15 protein-coding genes and 1 riboswitch are annotated in these 17470 nt (G+C 49.5%); of the genes, 9 read left to right on the top strand and 6 right to left on the bottom strand.

What is annotated here, in order from left to right:
* Nucleotides 1-9: 9 nt before the first annotated feature.
* A complete protein-coding gene (locus EV202_RS06890; RefSeq protein ID WP_131926315.1) occupies nt 10-2529 on the bottom strand; it encodes a heavy metal translocating P-type ATPase in 2520 nt (839 codons plus the stop codon).
* A 146-nt stretch (nt 2530-2675) separates the two neighbouring features.
* On the opposite strand from EV202_RS06890, the gene EV202_RS06885 reads away from it, so the two are divergent.
* The 3 genes from EV202_RS06885 to EV202_RS06875 all read left to right on the top strand — a co-directional run bounded on the left by EV202_RS06885 (nt 2676) and on the right by EV202_RS06875 (nt 6866).
* Nucleotides 2676-3284, top strand: coding sequence for a TetR/AcrR family transcriptional regulator (locus tag EV202_RS06885; RefSeq protein WP_106069220.1), 609 nt, complete (start codon nt 2676-2678; stop codon nt 3282-3284).
* Between the two features lie 68 nt (nt 3285-3352).
* On the top strand, nt 3353-5125 hold the full coding sequence (locus EV202_RS06880; RefSeq protein ID WP_131926313.1) for an ABC transporter ATP-binding protein: 1773 nt from the start codon (nt 3353-3355) through the stop codon (nt 5123-5125).
* Nucleotides 5118-6866 carry an ABC transporter ATP-binding protein gene (locus EV202_RS06875; RefSeq protein WP_131926311.1) on the top strand — a complete coding sequence of 583 codons (1749 nt, stop codon included), beginning with the start codon at nt 5118-5120 and terminating at the stop codon, nt 6864-6866. Before EV202_RS06880 ends, EV202_RS06875 begins: the two co-directional genes overlap by 8 nt.
* Here the strand turns inward: EV202_RS06875 and EV202_RS06870 are convergent.
* Nucleotides 6855-8213 carry an MATE family efflux transporter gene (locus EV202_RS06870; protein WP_131926309.1) on the bottom strand — a complete coding sequence of 453 codons (1359 nt, stop codon included), beginning with the start codon at nt 8211-8213 and terminating at the stop codon, nt 6855-6857. The genes EV202_RS06875 and EV202_RS06870 overlap by 12 nt on opposite strands.
* A gap of 166 nt (nt 8214-8379) precedes the next feature.
* On the opposite strand from EV202_RS06870, the gene EV202_RS06865 reads away from it, so the two are divergent.
* Nucleotides 8380-9060, top strand: a complete 681-nt coding sequence (locus EV202_RS06865) for a tetratricopeptide repeat protein (protein WP_185741367.1) — start codon at nt 8380-8382, stop codon at nt 9058-9060.
* A 46-nt stretch (nt 9061-9106) separates the two neighbouring features.
* On the opposite strand, the gene EV202_RS06860 is transcribed toward EV202_RS06865, so the two are convergent.
* Genes EV202_RS06860 through EV202_RS06845 form a run of 4 tightly spaced genes read right to left on the bottom strand, consistent with a single transcriptional unit; the run spans nt 9107 to nt 12400 of the window.
* On the bottom strand, nt 9107-9880 hold the full coding sequence (locus tag EV202_RS06860; protein ID WP_131926307.1) for a biotin--[acetyl-CoA-carboxylase] ligase: 774 nt from the start codon (nt 9878-9880) through the stop codon (nt 9107-9109).
* Complete coding sequence (locus EV202_RS06855; RefSeq protein ID WP_106069214.1) at nt 9864-10220, bottom strand: MmcQ/YjbR family DNA-binding protein; 357 nt, start codon at nt 10218-10220, stop codon at nt 9864-9866. Before EV202_RS06855 ends, EV202_RS06860 begins: the two co-directional genes overlap by 17 nt.
* 39 nt (nt 10221-10259) lie before the next feature.
* Complete coding sequence (locus EV202_RS06850) at nt 10260-10628, bottom strand: YraN family protein (protein WP_106069213.1); 369 nt, start codon at nt 10626-10628, stop codon at nt 10260-10262.
* Nucleotides 10628-12400: a S41 family peptidase gene (locus EV202_RS06845; protein WP_131926305.1), complete on the bottom strand. Its 1773-nt coding sequence runs from the start codon at nt 12398-12400 to the stop codon at nt 10628-10630. Before EV202_RS06845 ends, EV202_RS06850 begins: the two co-directional genes overlap by 1 nt.
* Before the next feature lie 421 nt (nt 12401-12821).
* On the opposite strand from EV202_RS06845, the gene EV202_RS06840 reads away from it, so the two are divergent.
* The 5 genes from EV202_RS06840 (at nt 12822) to EV202_RS06820 (ending at nt 17461) form a co-directional block, all read left to right on the top strand.
* A complete protein-coding gene (locus EV202_RS06840; protein WP_106069211.1) occupies nt 12822-13025 on the top strand; it encodes a hypothetical protein in 204 nt (67 codons plus the stop codon).
* Nucleotides 13022-13255, top strand: a complete 234-nt coding sequence (locus EV202_RS06835) for a hypothetical protein (RefSeq protein ID WP_106069210.1) — start codon at nt 13022-13024, stop codon at nt 13253-13255. Before EV202_RS06840 ends, EV202_RS06835 begins: the two co-directional genes overlap by 4 nt.
* 231 nt (nt 13256-13486) lie before the next feature.
* Complete coding sequence (locus EV202_RS06830; protein ID WP_106069209.1) at nt 13487-13954, top strand: nucleoside deaminase; 468 nt, start codon at nt 13487-13489, stop codon at nt 13952-13954.
* Between the two features lie 51 nt (nt 13955-14005).
* Nucleotides 14006-14216: riboswitch (cobalamin riboswitch) on the top strand.
* Nucleotides 14217-14321: 105 nt separating this feature from the next.
* Entirely contained in the window at nt 14322-16301 is a 1980-nt protein-coding gene (locus EV202_RS06825) for a TonB-dependent receptor plug domain-containing protein (protein ID WP_131926343.1), read from the top strand.
* On the top strand, nt 16298-17461 hold the full coding sequence (locus EV202_RS06820) for a YncE family protein (protein ID WP_131926303.1): 1164 nt from the start codon (nt 16298-16300) through the stop codon (nt 17459-17461). Before EV202_RS06825 ends, EV202_RS06820 begins: the two co-directional genes overlap by 4 nt.
* Nucleotides 17462-17470: the final 9 nt, after the last annotated feature.

Here is a 17470-nt window from a genome sequence, read left to right as displayed (position 1 = left end):
TTTGCGTAATCAGGAATCCTGCTTCAGCGTATATTCGCCCGCATTTGCCGTAACTGCGGCTTGCAGTTCTTCCAATGTCTTTTCATCGCCTGCAAACTCTACGGTGGCTGTGGGAGGGTCGAGGCTCACGGAAGCCTTTACACCGTCTATACCGTTCAACGCTTTTTCTACGCGCATGCGGCAGTGATGGCACATCATGCCTTCCACCTTGAAGGTCTTCTTCAGAGCTTCTTCCGCACTTGGTTTACTTGCTTGCGGTTCTCCGGTCGGTGCAACTTGGGTTTCTGAGCCCTCTGCCGCCGTTTCTTTCGTCCGTATTTTCTTTCTTTTCAGTCGCAAGCTGTTGCTCACCACGCTGACACTGCTGAAGGCCATGGCAGCGCCGGCTATCATCGGATTTAGCAGGAAGCCGTTGATGGGATAGAGCAGACCTGCCGCAACGGGTACACCTATTATATTATATATAAATGCCCAAAACAAGTTCTGGCGAATGGTGCGCACGGTGAGCTTTGACAATTTGAACGCTTCCGATATCTTGGTCAGGTCGGAAGAGATGATGGTCATACCCGCCACATTCATGGCAATGTCGCTTCCGCCTCCCATAGCGATGCTCAAGTCGGCTTGGGCAAGGGCGGCGCTGTCGTTGATGCCGTCGCCTGCCATAGCTACTTTCCGACGCTCTTTTTGCAGTTGGGCAATGAAAGCGGCCTTGTCCTGCGGCAGTACCCCGGCCTTGTAATGGACTATTCCGGCTTTGCGTGCAATCTCACGGGCGGTTGCTTCGTTGTCTCCCGTCAGCATGTACACCTCAATGCCGTCAGAGCGCAGTTGGCCGACGGCCCGGACGGAAGTCTCCTTTATCCGGTCTGTGATTCCGGCCACGGCCAATGCTTCTTTTTCATCGGCAAACCCAATCACGGTCTGGGCGTCTGCTGTCAGGCGGGCTGCCTCGTCGGATAAATCCCGGCTGACGGCAATCCGCTTCTCTTCCAGCCATTTCAGGTTGCCGGCATAGTAGGTGCGGCCTTGCACTTCTCCCTTGACACCTTTGCCCGTGACACTTTCAAAGTGCTCGATGTCGGTAGGAACCGTCCCTTTGAAGTGTTGCATCACGGCTTCCGCAAGCGGGTGCTCAGACAGACGCTCCAAACCATGGAAGATACTTGCCGCTTCTCCGGCGTCTGTGCTCCAAGTCAAAGAACTGACCATCGGGCGGCCTTCGGTCACAGTGCCGGTTTTGTCCAAAACAACGGTATCTATCTGCCGGGCGGTTTCCAAGCTTTCTGCATCCTTTATCAGTATGCCACTTTCTGCCCCCTTGCCTATTCCTACCATGATTGCGGTAGGAGTGGCCAGTCCCAAAGCACACGGGCAGGCAATGATGAGCACTGTGACGAGTGCCAGCAGGCCATGTGTAAAGCCATTTTCGATGTCGAATATCATCCATACGCCGAACGAGAATAAGGCAATGCCGATGATGACGGGCACGAATATGCCCGCTATCTTGTCTGCTAATTGCTGCACCGGTGCTCTGCTTCCTTGGGCTTCTTGCACCATATGGATGATTTTGGCGAGCAACGTATCTGTTCCCACCTTCTCCGCCCGGAACAGGAAGCTACCCGTCCGGTTGATGGTGCCGGCAAATACTTTGGCATCTTTCTGTTTGGCCACCGCTATGGGTTCGCCGCTCAGCATACTCTCATCCACATACGAAGTCCCCTCCGTCACGATACCGTCTACGGCAATGCGCTCACCTGGCCTCACCTGAACGATGTCGCCGGGATGTATCTGTTCGATAAGAATCTCCTTTTGTTCGCCCGACGGAGAGACGGTGATTACCGTCTTTGGTTGCAGTCCCATCAGTTTCTTGATGGCGGATGACGTGTTGCCTTTGGCTTTCTCTTCGAGCAGCCGTCCCAGCAGAATGAAGGCGATGATGACACTTGCCGCCTCGAAGTAGACATGCGGGCGAATGCCCCTTGCCATCCAGAAGTCGGGAAAAAGCATGTTGAAGAGACTGAACAGATAGGCTATGCCGGTGCTGTTGGCAACCAACGTGTCCATATTGGCGTTGCCATGCTTCAGCTGCCTCCATGCACTGACGAAGAATCCTCTGCCCAGCCAGAAGACGACGGGGGTAGAGAACGCCCACATCAGGAGGTTGGCGTATGGCATGTCCATGAAGAACATGCCTACGACCACGACGGGAAAGGACAGCGCAATGGCCCAAACGGTGCGGAACTTCAATGCGGCATATCTTTTGTCATGGGCTTGTTCGGCTTCTTCGAGCGTATGCTTGTCTTGCCCAATCAGCAGGTCATATCCGGCATCCTGCACGGCCTTCTGCAAGGCTTCGGGCGAACATTGCGCACTGTCGTACTCCACGGTCACCATTCCCGAAGCGTAGTTCACGGTGGCTTTGCTGACGCCGGGTTGATGATTCAGTGTCTTGTCTACCCGTGCGGCGCATGAAGCGCAACTCATGCCTTGCACGGGAAAGGTCTTTTGTACAATCATACTCTTATTCATGTTACCTTATCTTTAGCTCTTAACAAAGATAACGTTTTTTTCATGGATAATGTTCTCTTGACAAAATCACAATAAATAGGTATTGTCGGGAAGTGAAAACTTTCCTTTCTTTGTTTCCGGAAAACATTCAGTTTCACAGCGTAACCATGCAAATTCCTAAGGACGATATTCGGGAGAACATTCTGTCGGCAGCAGAGAAAAAATTTCAGGAGAAAGGTTTCCTGAAAACATCCATGCGCGATATCGCAGAGGAGGCACAGGTAGGTTTGAGTAACATCTATAATTATTTCAAAGGGAAAGATGAAATATTCTGCATGGTGGTGCGCCCCGTGACACGGGCGTTGGAAAGTATGCTGCACGAACATCATGGCCGGCAGGGAGTCGATATACTCGATAAATCCGAGACTTATTTCCGTTATATGGTAGAAGAATATATAGGGCTGATATGCAGATATCGCTCTTTGTTGGTATTGTTGTTTTTCCGCTCACAAGGCTCTTCTATGGAGAATTTCAAAGAAGAGTTTACTGATAAATCCACATTGTTGGTAAAAGATTATTTTGGGGATATGAAGCGGAAACATGCGGAGCTGGATATTGATATAACGGATTTTTCTATTCATCTGCATACTGTTTGGATGTTTACAATGCTCGAAGAACTGATTAGACATAAGGTCGGTCCGGAAGAAACGGAAAAAATAGTAGCAGAATACATCACATTTGAATGGACAGGTTGGAGAGGGCTTATGAAAATATAAGCTCTCTTTTTTTTGAATGTTTTGAGCAATTGTTCGCTTTTGGATACGTTGATTTAAATATAAGTAAAATGAATACACTAAAAAAACTGCAACATTACATGGGTAAGCGTAAAATACTTTTGCCCATATCTGTGCTCTTGTCCGCACTCAGTGCGTTGGCAGGACTTTTGCCTTTTATTCTTGTTTGGCTTATTGTCAAGGAATTGTTGGTTGCGGGCGGCATGTCTGTCTCGGCCAATGTCATTGCCTATGCTTGGTGGGCGGCAGGGGTGGCCGTAGCCGGTGTTTTCCTCTACTTTGCGGCACTGATGGCTTCGCACCTTGCCGCTTTCCGTGTGGAGGCCAATCTGCGCCGTGAAGCCATGCGGCGGATAACAGCCATGCCTTTGGGATTCTTTGACTGCAACACGAGCGGGCGTATTCGCAAGATAATAGATGACAATGCAAGTGTCACCCACAGCTTTCTGGCGCATCAACTGCCCGATTTGGCGGGTACTTTTCTGGTCCCGTTGGTAGCGGCCGTACTGATTTTCTGGTTCAATTGGCAACTCGGATTGGCTTGCATCATACCTGTTGTTATTGCCTTGCTGATGATGGGGTATATGATGGGAACTAAAGGTCGTAGGTTCATGCAATCCTATATGAGTTCGCTCGAAGAGATGAATGCCGAAGCGGTGGAGTATGTGCGCGGTATTCCGGTGGTGAAGGTTTTTCAGCAGACCATCTATTCTTTCAAGAATTTCTATCGGAGCATCGAGAATTACAATAAGATGGTCTTTGGTTATACCATGATGTGGGAGAAACCTATGTCGTTCTATACAATTATCATCAACGGGTTTGTTTTCTTTCTTGTCCCGTTGGCCATTCTCCTCATAGGGCGTTCGGGTGGCTATGCGGAAGTGCTGCTTGATTTCTTTCTGTTTGTACTGATTACTCCGGTTTTCTCCCAGAACATCATGAGAAGCATGTACCTCAATCAGGCATTGGGACAGGCAAGCGAGGCCATCGACAGGTTGGACAAGTTGCTTTCTTATGATAGCTTGCCGGTTTCGTCTTCGCCCAAGCAGTTGAAGGGATATGATATCTGTTTCAAGGAAGTGTCGTTTTCTTATCCCGGCGCAACGCAAAAGGCTGTCGACAAGGTGAGTTTTACTATTCCCCAAGGCAAGACGGTTGCTTTGGTCGGCGCTTCGGGAGGCGGTAAAACCACTATCGCCCGTCTGGTTCCCCGTTTTTGGGATGTCGATGAGGGAGAGGTGACGATAGGTGGCGCGGATGTCAGGGACATTGAACCGGAGGTACTGATGAAGCATGTTTCTTTCGTCTTCCAGAACACAAGACTTTTCAAGACTACGCTTTTAGATAATATCAGGTATGCCAATCCGCAAGCATCGTCTGACGAGGTACAACGTGCCGTTGATATGGCACAATGCCGTGAAATCATCGACCGGCAACCGTTGGGACTGGACACTAAAATAGGCGTGGAAGGGACCTATCTTTCCGGTGGCGAACAGCAACGCATTGTGTTGGCACGCGCCATTCTCAAGAATGCTCCCATTGTTGTGCTGGATGAAGCTACCGCTTTTGCCGACCCGGAAAATGAGTACTTGATACAACAGGCCATCAAGCAACTGATGTGCGGTAAGACCGTGCTGATGATTGCCCATCGCCTGACGAGCATCATCGATGCCGATAATATTCTTGTCATAGACAAGGGGCGGATAGCCGAACAAGGCACACATGCCGAACTGATAAGAAAACAAGGAATATATAACCGTATGTGGAATGAATACCGGCAATCGGTTTGCTGGACAATAGGAAAGGAGGCTACTCATGCTTGATACAATTCAAAAGCGTTTTGCTCTTTCGAAAAAAGGTGCGGAGGATTTCTGTAAAGGGATATTTTTTACTGTTTTGCTGGATATTGCTTTGATGCTGCCGGCAGTGTTTGTTTTCTTCTTTCTGGATGATTATTTGCGTCCGGCACTTAATCCGGAAGTGTCGGCGGTTCGTGGATTTCTTTATTATGCTTTGCTCGGCATCTGCTTTATGATGTTGATGTACGGCTTTGCCGTTTTGCAATATCGCAACACCTATACTACGGTATATGAGGAAAGTGCCAATCGGCGTATTTCTCTTGCCGAGAAGTTGCGCATATTGCCGCTTGCCTTCTTTGGAGAGAAGAATCTTTCCGACCTTACCGCTACCATCATGGATGATTGTACCGATTTGGAACATACTTTTTCGCATGCCGTTCCTCAGTTGTTTGCTTCTGTCATCAGCATTTCGCTGATTGCCGTCGGCATGGCATTCTACAATTGGCAACTGACTTTGGCATTGTTCTGGGTGGTGCCGATTGCATTTGCGGTTATTTTGCTGGCAAAGAGAGAGATGCGTAAGGGTAACGAAAGTCTTTATCTGAATAAGCGTCATGTCAGCGAACATATACAGGAGGGGTTGGAGACCATCCAGGAAATCAAGTCTTACAACCGGGAGGAGGATTATTTGGAGGAACTGGATAAGAAAATCACTGTTTATGAAAATGTACTTACCCGCAACGAACTGTTGATGGGAGTTTTGGTGAATGGTGCGCAAAGCTTTCTGAAGTTAGGACTGGCAAGTGTTATCATTGTGGGAGCGCATCTTTTGAGTACCGGCGTGCTGGACTTTTTTGCTTATCTCATATTCATGGTTATAGGCTCGCGCATTTATGCGCCCGTCAATGAGGTGATGAACAACTTGGCGGCCTTGTTTTATTTGGATATCCGCATCGACCGTATGAATGAAATGGAGGCGCTGCCTGTGCAGAAAGGAATAACGGATTTTCATCCCCGGAACTATGATATCGAATTCAATCAGGTGGATTTTGCCTATGAAACGGGGAAAGAGGTTTTGAGAAACGTCTCTTTTACTGCGCGTCAGGGAGAGATAACAGCATTGGTCGGTCCTTCGGGCAGTGGAAAGAGTACGGCTGCCAAGTTGGCGGCTCGTTTTTGGGATATACAGTCCGGACGTATCACGTTGGGCGGACAAGATATCGGTTTGGTAGATCCGGAAGCATTGTTGAAGAATTACTCCGTTGTTTTTCAAGATGTAGTGTTGTTCAATGCCTCTATCAAAGATAATATCCGTATAGGGCGGCGTGACGCTACGGATGAGGAAGTGATGCGCGTTGCCCGTTTGGCACGTTGCGACGAGTTTATCGACAGGATGCCTCAGGGGTATGAAACAGTTATCGGCGAGAACGGTGAAACGCTTTCCGGTGGAGAGCGCCAGCGCATCTCCATAGCCCGTGCTTTGCTGAAGGATGCTCCGATTGTATTGCTGGATGAGGCTACCGCTTCGCTCGATGTAGAGAATGAAACGCGCATACAGGCCGGCATCTCCGAGTTGGTGTGCGACAAAACGGTGCTTATCATCGCTCATCGCATGCGTACCATTGCCAATGCCGACAAAATTGTTGTTCTGGAAAACGGGAGGGTGGTTGAAACCGGTACTCCCGATGATTTGCAGAGACGTGACGGCCTGTTTGCCAAGATGCTGAAGAATACCAGCTTTGAGGGTAATTTATTAGGGCAGTGAAGAGGCGAAGGCTTTCCTGACCACTCTCCGGCTCAATCCCGTTTGCACTGCTCCCCTCATGAAAAGGTAGACGAGGAAAGCCAGCCATAGTGCATGGTTGCCCAATGCGGGACGGAATGCGTAGTATAAGACAAAGAAACTGATGGCGGCCGTTGCCATAGATAGCAGCATGCCGCGTGTTGCGGTGGCACCGATGAAGATGCCGTCCCAGATGAAAGCGGCAATGCCTGCAACGGGTATGGCAAGCGCCCAATAAAAGTAGGTGCCGGCGGCAGCTATCACTTCTTTGTCATCTGTCAACAGTCCGAGGAAGGCACTGCCGCCCGTTGCATAGGCAGCCGTGAAAAGTGCCGCCATTGCTGCGCCCCAGCCGAATAAGAGCCGTGTCGTATTTGCAAATCCTTTTCGGTTGCGTGCGCCTATATACCGGCCGCTCAATGCTTCGCCGGCATAGGCAAATCCGTCCATCACATACGAAAACAAGGTGAAGAGTTGCATCAGCAGCGTATTTACCGCCAGAATGATTTCTCCTTGCGAGGCTCCTGCCGAGGTGAAAAACAGTGTGACTGCAACCAAGCAGAGTGTGCGCAGGAAAATGTCACGGTTCACCCGTAGGAAACGGAGCATCGCTTCTTTCTCCCAAATCGTTTCTCCTCTGCCGCTTCCGGCCATTTGCAGTCTGCCGTTCTGTGTTTTCAGGAATCTTCTCAACTTGCCATAATGCCGCATCCATAAAATAAGCGCCATCAGGAATCCGGCATATTGGGCGATGAATGTCCCCAATGCCACTCCCTCTACCTTCATGCCGCACAGATAGACCAGGCAGAGGCTGGCAATGATGTTGACAATATTCTGTGTGATGGCTATGTACATGGGGATGCGTGAGTTCTGCATGCCGATGAACCAACCGGTAAGGGCATATAATCCCAACATGGCCGGCGCACCCCAGATGCAGATGTGGAAATAGATCGTTGCGAGGCTCTTGACTTCATCCGTGGGATGGATCAGCAGGAACGCCAGTTGCCTGATGGGGACTTGCAGCGCAATGATGCAAAACGCCACTGCCAGTCCCACGCCCATTGAACGCAACAATAGGCGTACGGTTTCGGGTAAGTCTCGTTTGCCGTATGCTTGCGAGGTCATGCCGCCGGTACCCATGCGCAGGAATCCGAAAATCCAGTAGATTATATTGAAAAGCATTCCGCCCACGGCAATGGCGCCGATGTAGGTCGGTGAGCCTAAGTGACCCACGATGCCCACATCGATTAAACCGAGCAACGGAACGGTGATGTTCGATACGATGGAGGGTAGTGCTATTTCCAGAATTTGTTTGTTTTCGTAACTCATCGGGGCGTTTACTTAAGCGATGCAGGCAAATGTACGCAGAAAAAGGCGATCCGGACCAATAAGATTAACTATTTTTCTACTTTCCCCTATTGAAGATTAGGCCACTAATTCGTATTTTTGTCATTGAACTTCAATGAGATATATCGGACTTTTAAACTATTTGGAAATGAAAACCCTGACCTTACTGTTCTCTTTCTTTTTTCTTCTTCCGCTGTCACTCCCGGCACAGTCGGTCAATACGTTGTTGCAGAAAGTCTCCGAGGCTCTTTCTGCCGGTAAAGATGAGTATGCGGTGAGCCTGTTCCGCCAAGCGGCAGATGCCGGTACCGACCAGACGGAGATGTTCTATTGGACCAACGTTGACAAGAACAGTGCGGTCGTTTCACGTTTGGCCAATGAATTGGCGGTGCATTACAAAGAAGAGCGGAACTACGACAAGGCTTTCCTTTTTTATAGGGAGTTCTTGCAGCGCCATCCCGAAGACGTGTCTGCGCTGGTGGCTTGTGCCGAGATGGAGTTGATGAGAGGCAGGGAAAAAGAAGCCTCGAAGCTCTACGAGAAGGTGCTGACCTTGGACGGCGATAATCTGCAAGCCAATATCTATTTAGGCAACTACTATTATCTGCAAGCCGAGAAGGATCGAAAGAAGCTGGATGATGACTACAAAAAGCTCTCTTCTCCTACACGAATGCAGTATGCCCGCTACCGTAACGGCCTGTCCGATCTGTTCATTAATAATTATACCAAAGCCAAAAACTACCTGCAAAGGGTACTTCAGCTGTTCCCTTCCATGGAAGCCGGCAATACGCTGGAAAGGATAAAGAAGATAGAGGCGGAAATCAAATAAGATTCTTCCCTGTCCTTTATTATGACTGCACAACACAGGACGCTTCCTATATCACATATTGTACCTCTTTGAACAGGTACTGCCGTTCTCGTCCGCTTTCATCTTCCAGAATAAGGCGTCCGTCTTGCTCTACGCGGAGCAGGCGGGCAAGGAATTTACCGTTGGCATCTTCATAAGGATGAAGTCCTCGACGGCGGTATAGGGAGCGGGCATAGCGGGTGGCAATCTCGGCCGAATAGATATTGGGCTCCTCCGTCCGCAAGCTGTTGTAGTAGGTTTCTATTCGCTGAAGGATGTGAGCCAGAATGGTATGCCGGTCGTGCTCCTTGCCGGTGATTTGTTTCAATGATACCGGGTTGGGGGCATCGCTATGGAAGAGTTCCTGATTGATATTGATTCCGATGCCGGAGATAGTACGTGCGATGTTATGCCCTGCAAGGTCGTTCTCTATCAATATGCCACAGATTTTCTTGTCTTTCCAATAGATGTCGTTCGGCCATTTGATGGTGATCTCGTCCGACCATCTGCTGAGTTCTTCCTTGATGGCGAGAGAAACGATTTGCGAGAGGATGAACTGTCGGCGGGCTTCCAAAAATGTGGGATACAATACGAAGCTGAAAAGTAAATTCTTGCCTTCTTCGGCTTCCCATGTATTGCCACGCTGACCTTTTCCGGCGGTTTGAAACTCGGCAACAACGGTCGTGAATTCCGCAATTGCTTCCTGCCGCTCGTTGCAGAGCCGGCTGAGGTGCTGGTTGGTGGAGTCTGTTTCGTCCAAAGCAACCAACGGGAACGGGAATGTGTCAGGGCATGGTCTCATATTCGGTACGCATTTTTTTGGTGAACTTCTTCAATACTTCTTCGTAAGAGTGATCTATCAGGTGCTTCACCAGCTTATCATCAACGTCTCCGTCCAAAAAGATTTGGTTCCAGTACTTCTTGTTGAAGTGATAAGCTGCTTCGATGGCAGAATGGTGTTCGCGTAGTTCGAGGGCGTATTCGGGGTCGCATTTCAGGCAGACTTTGTTGGCACTCTCCAAGTCGATGAGTGCGAACATCTTGTCCATGACTTTCATGACGAGCGCGTATTCATCGAACGGCATGCATTCGGTGACCGCTTTTTTTCTCAGGCAATATTCGCGAACACTTTCTATATCCATGCTATATACATTAATGATTCTTCGTTTCTCATTCTCTTTCTATCCGAACATCGGCGGATAGAAAGCATCCTTAATGTGCTCTATTCGGAATGCTCCGGGTTGGCCTACGGCGGTAATGATGTCGAATCGAACGGCAGCATCTATGCCAAAGTGCTTGATATAGGCATCAGCGGCTACAACGATGCGGCGTATCTTCTGCCAATTCACGGCATCCTGTGGCTCAATATAGTCCGTATTTCTACGGGTCTTCACTTCTACGACGATCAGTTCATCGTCTTTGGTAGCTACAATGTCCAGCTCCAGATGGTTCTTCCTCCAGTTGCGGTGGAGGATGCCGTAACCGTGTTTCTTCAGATATTCGGCTACGGCATCTTCGCCGGCTGCACCAAGCAGATTGTGCTTGGCCATTAGTCTTCCTCGTATTTCTTCAGCATGGCGTTATAGCCCGGGCGGTATATGGCGGGGGCTTTGATTTCCTGAACTTTCAAAGCCTTGCCTGTGCTGCGTGTGCTGGTGCTCTTCATCGGACTCTTTCCGGTGATCAACTCAATGGCCTTGGCATACAGAGGTTCATCGTCTGTGCCGTAATCCGGATATATTTTGATTTGAACCGTCTCGTTCATATCCCAGTCCGGCTTGAAGCCTTTTTCGTAGTCTCCGAATCCTTTGGCGTTGTAGCTTTGGAATGTGATGGGGACTACTTCATAGATGTTTCCTTCAACAGCAAAGTTCTCCACTTCCATACCTACATTTTTGCCTGTGGTGGTTTTGCCTATCAATATAACTTCCAAATCGATTCCTTTCAGGCTGTTGATTACCAGTTCACTCGATGAAGCTGTGCCTTCTCCCACGAGGCAGTATACTTTTTTCAGACCGAGGCCACCCTCCGTCAGCTTTTCATCCAGATTGGGATAGAGGTCGGGGTATGTGAACGGCTCATCCTTGCGCTTGTTGCCGCGCTTTTCCATTCTTTCTTTATTGAAGCGCAAACTTGAGAAGACTTTTCCTTCGGAAGTTTCGGCTGCAATACAGCTTGCTATCAGGTTGGCGGAGATGGTGTGTCCGCCACCGTTGTAGCGTAAGTCCAGAATCAGATCGGTGACGTTGTGGGTCTTGAACTTCTTGAAAACGTCGAACAGCTCTTGGTCGAAAGCCGCTTCGAACTCCGAATAGACTAAATAGCCTATCTTGTGCCCGTCTATCTCTGTCACTTTGCTTGTGATTACGGGGTTCAGGTATATTGCGTCCGAAGTCAGACTGATATTCTTGGCCTCTTCCCACTTTTTGTTTACAACCTCTATTTCCGTCAGGGTGAGGGATGAGATTGCATCTGGTGACCGCAGTGCGTAATATTTTTTTCCCCAATTGCTTTCGCTTAGCCTTTCATTGTTTATCTTGCCGATTATAGTTCCTCGCTTTAGGCCTGCGGCCGTAGCGGGTGAGTCGGGATATACGCCCTGTATGGCGAAGCAAACAGAGTCATTGCCTATGAGAAAAGGAGTGATGCCTGTGATGCCGAAGCTATAGCTGAGTTCTTTTTCCACCAGCTTGGCACGGGTCTTGGTGATGGGATTTTTCTTTTGGATATAAGAGAAGAGGCTATAGTAGGTGTTCCCATCGTTTCCGGTATATGGCTTCTTATCTAGGGTGTTGGTTTTCATGGCCTCCAGAGTCCCATAGAAAAAGTCCTCATAATTCTTTGTATAGTCAAGGGGCATTGTCTTGTACTCATCATTCCACAGATAGTTTTTTCTTAGATACTCGGCCACCTTTGTGTTGACCTTCATGTCTTCTGTTTCTTCCTGAGGAACTTCGCCGGCTTTTTGTGTCACTTGGAAGCTGACAGCCTTGTCATATCCCTCCACGGTGATGAGTATCTCGGAAGTCCGATCGGTTGTGGTGCCGGATTTTGTTAAAAGCTGCAGGGTGCTTTTTCCTGCGTTCCCCGATTTGTTAAGAATTTCACACCAGATGGAGTTGGTGCCTGCTCTCCATTTGGCGGCAGCATTAAAAGTCACGGTCAGCGTTTCGTTGGGAGTGATTTCCACGGGCACTCCCTCTTGCCAGCTCTGGTTGGTTATGGCCGGTTGAACAACTTTGTCCTTGTCTTTTTCACATGAGCTAAGGCTGATTGCAGCTACTGCGAGCAAACAGAAAATGAAATAATGTATCTGTTTCATTCTTCTAAGTTATTTTAAAGATTCCCAAAAATACGTTTTTTCTTCTTCTTGCAAAAATAAACAAAGGAAAAAACTGTTGCGTACAGCGAAAATCTCGGCTGAAGTGCCCGAAAAGTGCCGAGCTGCCGCTCGTTTTAGTCCGTACTGAAGGCATCTCCCACGAATAGTCTCCCGTATTCATTGCCGTTTCGCATGCGTTGTTTCTCTTTCGTTTAGATTCTCCGTTGTTTTGCTGAACTGGTTTTCTGTTTTAGGAAGTGTGACAGAATGTGCGGTGTGGATGCGAAGTGCGGATGAGCGAAGGTGGATGTATAGCGAAAAGCTGTTCGGTATATACTCCAAAGCTGTTCGATGCACGGAGAAAAGTTGTACGATTCGTGTATGCATCTCTGTTTGCGGTGCACGGATATAAAAACGCAGTGTGCGAACGGGTAAACGCACGCTGCGGATAAGCATCCGCAACCTATGGACAAAGAGTGTGGGAGCAGGTGTGCAACGTACCGAAAAAAGTCGGAAAATTGCCATGAAAAGAGGCTTAGGCCGTGCCCTTAAGGCTTTGGGTGTAAAAAACATGCAGGTTCGTTTTGTTTTTACGGAAGTAAAAGTAATTTTGCAGAAGATATGAGAAAGAGAGATAAAACGTGTGCAAAAGCAACACCCGAAGAACCGAAACGCGAACAGCGCATGGTGTGCCTGATGAGCGAAGAAGAACAGCGCATCGTGGACCGTTATCTTGAAAGGTATAAGATAACGAACAAGTCGCGCTGGTTGCGCGAGACCATCCTTATGTTTATCCATAAAAATATGGAAGAGGACTATCCGACCTTATTCGGCGAACATGATATGAGGAGATGACGAAGCCGCTTTTTCCCGTATCAGAACCTTGTCAGAACCGCATTTATTCCGTATATGTTCCGTATTTATTCCTTGTTTGTTCCTTGTCTATAGAGACGAAGGACATACGAAGATGGTAAAAAGATGATACGAACATGATACGAAGACGATAAGAACATAACAAGAACATGACAAGAACATGATAAGAACATGATAAGAAGATGGTACGAAGTTGATACGGAGCGATAAATAATGACAAACCGATGGAATAAATCAGATACTCTCGTGGACGATACGCATTATATGAAGCAAGCGCTTCTCGAAGCGCAAAAGGCCGGTGAACGGGGCGAAGTTCCCGTAGGTGCGGTGGTGGTGTGCAAAGAACGTATCATAGCCCGTGCGCATAACCTGACGGAAACTTTGACCGACGTCACGGCCCATGCCGAGATGCAGGCCATCACTGCTGCGGCTGCAACGCTTGGTGGGAAATACCTGAATGAATGTACGCTTTATGTCACAGTGGAACCTTGTGTGATGTGCGCCGGTGCCATCGCTTGGGCACAGATGGGGCGTCTGGTGTTTGGCGCCGAAGATGAGAAGCGGGGATATCGGCGCTATGCTCCACAGGCATTGCATCCTAAAACAATAGTGGTAAAGGGGATACTTGCAGAAGAGTCTGCCGCATTGATGAAAGAGTTTTTTGCCGCCAAGCGTCGCTAATTTCTACTTTCTTCTGAAAAGTTTGCTATTTTATCCTAAAAAATCATACCTTTACACCGCATTTGGTTCATCCGTTTATCCGGGTTTATTCTAAACTATCGACCCCGCAACCGGATGATTAAAAGGGAATCGGGTGAAAATCCCGAACTGTCCTGCAGCTGTAAGTCGCATTTTCGGGCAAACATGACGTCACTGAGATTCTTGGGAAGACGTTTGCCATCGGGCGACAAGTCAGAAGACCTGCCTTTTGCATTGTCATTCAAAGCACCCTCGGGATGGGCTAAGATTGAAAATGTCAAGAAGGAAACTCATATTCAGCAGACGCTTGCTGCCGGTATTTGTGTTGTGCGCATTTGCCAAGTGTATGATGGCGCAGCATGTCGGAGATTCGGAAAAGCCGAGCCGCCTCGACAGTGTTCAGCATTTGTCGGAGGTTGTCATCACGGCACAGCAGTCTCGCCACACCATAATTCCCGTACAACAACTTTCTGGCAAGGAACTTCAACGACTGAGCGTTCACAGCGTGGCCGACGCCATGCGTTACTTCGCAGGTGTACAAATCAAGGACTATGGCGGCATCGGCGGACTGAAAACCGTCAACGTGCGTTCTTTAGGCACCAACCATACGGGAGTTTTCTATGATGGCGTACAACTGGGCAATGCACAGAACGGTCAGATAGATTTAGGTCGCTTTTCACTCGATAATATGGAGGCTCTGCAACTCTACAACGGGCAAAAGTCCACCATTCTGCAACCCGCCAGAGATTTCGCATCGGCATCGGCCGTCTATCTGCAGACACGCAAGCCCGAATTTGCCGGGAAAGACAAGAAAGATAACCTCAATATTGCACTCAAAGCCGGGTCGTTTGACACCTATAACCCTTCTGTCCTGTGGGAACATAAGCTTTCCGACAACCTCAGCTCCCAGCTCAGCACCGAGTATATGACTACTTCGGGACGCTACCGTTTCCGCTATGCCAAAAAGAACGGATACGATACCACCGAGGTACGCCATAACGGCGATGTGCGTGCTTTTCGTATGGAGACAGCTTTGTTCGGCCGGATTCCCCGCGGCGAGTGGCGTGCCAAGGTTTATTTCTACAACAGCGAACGCGGCTTCCCCGGTGCCGCCGTGCGTGAAGAACCCGGCAAGTTCCGCCATCAAGACCGTCAATGGGACACCTCGGTGTTCGGACAAGGTTCGCTGCGCCGCCAATTCACCGACCGTTATACACTGCTTGCAAATGTCAAAGCGGCTTACGATTACCTGCACTATCTCAGCGACCCGCGGCTGGATGTGACCACGATGTACACCGACAACCATTATCGCCAGACCGAAGCCTACTTCTCGGCCTCGCACCTCTATGATGTATGCGAATGGTGGTCGGTCTCCCTCTCCAACGACATACAGTACAACCATCTCAATGCAGACCTCGTGAACTTTGTCTATCCTACACGGTGGACGTTTCTATCCGCCCTGTCTGCAAGTCTGCATTGGGACAGGCTCTCCGCACAATTCTCGCTGCTCCATACTTATGCCGCCGACCATACCCGCAAGAGCGGCGGGGCGGCCGGCGATAAAAGCAAGCTGACTCCCACCGTGGCATTCAGCTACAAGCCATTCGTCACCTCGACCGACCAACTTGCACTTCGCGCTTTCTACAAACGCATATTCCGCATGCCCACGTTCAACGACCTCTATTATACCTTCATCGGCAACAAGGATTTGAAGCCCGAATACACCACGCAGTACGACGTCGGGCTTACATACGGCAAGTCCCGGCCCGGCCGCATCCTCAAAAGGATAGAGTTGCAAGCCGACGGCTACTACAACGAAGTGGAGGATAAAATCGTGGCTATGCCCACCAGCAACCAGTTCCGCTGGACAATGATGAACTTCGGCTTGTGCCATATTTGGGGACTTGATGCCTCGGTAAAGGCAGACTGGCGCTTGGGAAAGGCCGATGTGTCTTCTCACGTCACATACACTTACAACAAGGCTATGGACCATACGGACAAGAAAAGCCGCTTCTACGGCGGACAATTGCCCTACATCCCGTGGCATGCCTTTTCGGCCATCATCACCGCCGCCTACCGCCAATGGACGGCCAATTACAGCTTCATCTACACCGGCGAGCGCTACGAGGCGAGCGCCAACATTCCGGAGAATTACACCAAGCCGTGGTATACCAGCGACCTGTCGCTGTCGTGCAGTTTCCCTTTCCGCAGGTGGGTGTTACGAGTTACGGCCGAAGTCAATAATATCTTCAATCAGCAATACGAAGTGGTGCAGTGCTATCCCATGCCGGGTACTAACTTCAAAGTAAAATTAAATGTAATGATATGAAAAGGTTAGTGGAGTATTTGATGGCATTTCTGTCGCTCTGTGTGGCCATATCGGCCTGCCGCAGCGACGACGAGAACATCATCCCTCATCAGGAGGAGCAGGTGGAGCCCTCGCCGGAGGATCTAAGCACCGACATTAAAGGGTTCTTCCTGCTCAACGAGGGGAACATGGGATCGAACAAGTGCACCCTCGACTACTACGACGCCTTGACGGGCAAGTACATCCGCAATATTTATGCGCAAGCCAATCCGGGTGTGGTGCAAGAGTTGGGCGACGTGGGCAACGACATACAGATTTACGACGGCAAGATATGGGCGGTCATCAACTGCTCTCACTTCGTGGAGGTGATGAACCAGACCGATGCGCGGCACATCACTCAAATCTCCATTCCCAACTGCCGCTACATCACCTTTTCCGGCCGTTATGCTTATGTCAGTTCTTACGCCGGCCCCGTGCAGTTAGACCCCAATGCCCGCTTGGGATACGTGGCCAAGATAGACATCGACCGCCTGGCTGTTGTAGATACTTGCAACGTGGGGTATCAACCCGATGAACTGGTGGTTTACGACGGCCGGCTCTACGTGGCCAACTCGGGCGGTTACCGCTTCCCCAACTACGACCGAACCGTGTCTGTCATCGACTTGCAGACTTTCCGCGTCGTCAACACCATCGATGTGGCCATCAACCTTCATCGGTTAGAGGTAGACCGGCAGGGCTATATCTGGGTTTCATCGCGAGGCGACTACTATGGTGTACATTCCAAGACCTACGTCATCGACCCGCGTACCGATACCGTTTGCGATGCTCTCGACGTGGCGAACACCGAAATGACCCTGTCGGGCGACTCCCTCTATATCTACGGAACGGAATGGAGCTACGTCACCAATTCGTGGACTTTCAGCTATGCCATTATCGATACCCGAAGCCGGGATATCGTCACCCGCCGCTTTATCACGGACAATACGGAACGGAGAATCAAGATGCCCTACGGCATAGCTGTCAACCCCGATACGCACGAGTTCTATATCACCGATGCCGGCAATTACGTATCTCCGGGAGACCTTTATTGCTTTACTCCCGACGGGCGTAAGAAATGGAGTGTCCGCACGGGCGACATACCCGCACACTTCGCCTTTACAAAGAAGAGACTTCATTATTAATCACAATTT

The sequence above is a fragment of the Prevotella heparinolytica genome (assembly GCF_004342845.1).
In the GTDB taxonomy this organism is placed as follows: Bacteria; Bacteroidota; Bacteroidia; order Bacteroidales; family Bacteroidaceae; genus Bacteroides; species Bacteroides heparinolyticus.
This window is presented reverse-complemented; position numbering and strand designations above follow the sequence as displayed.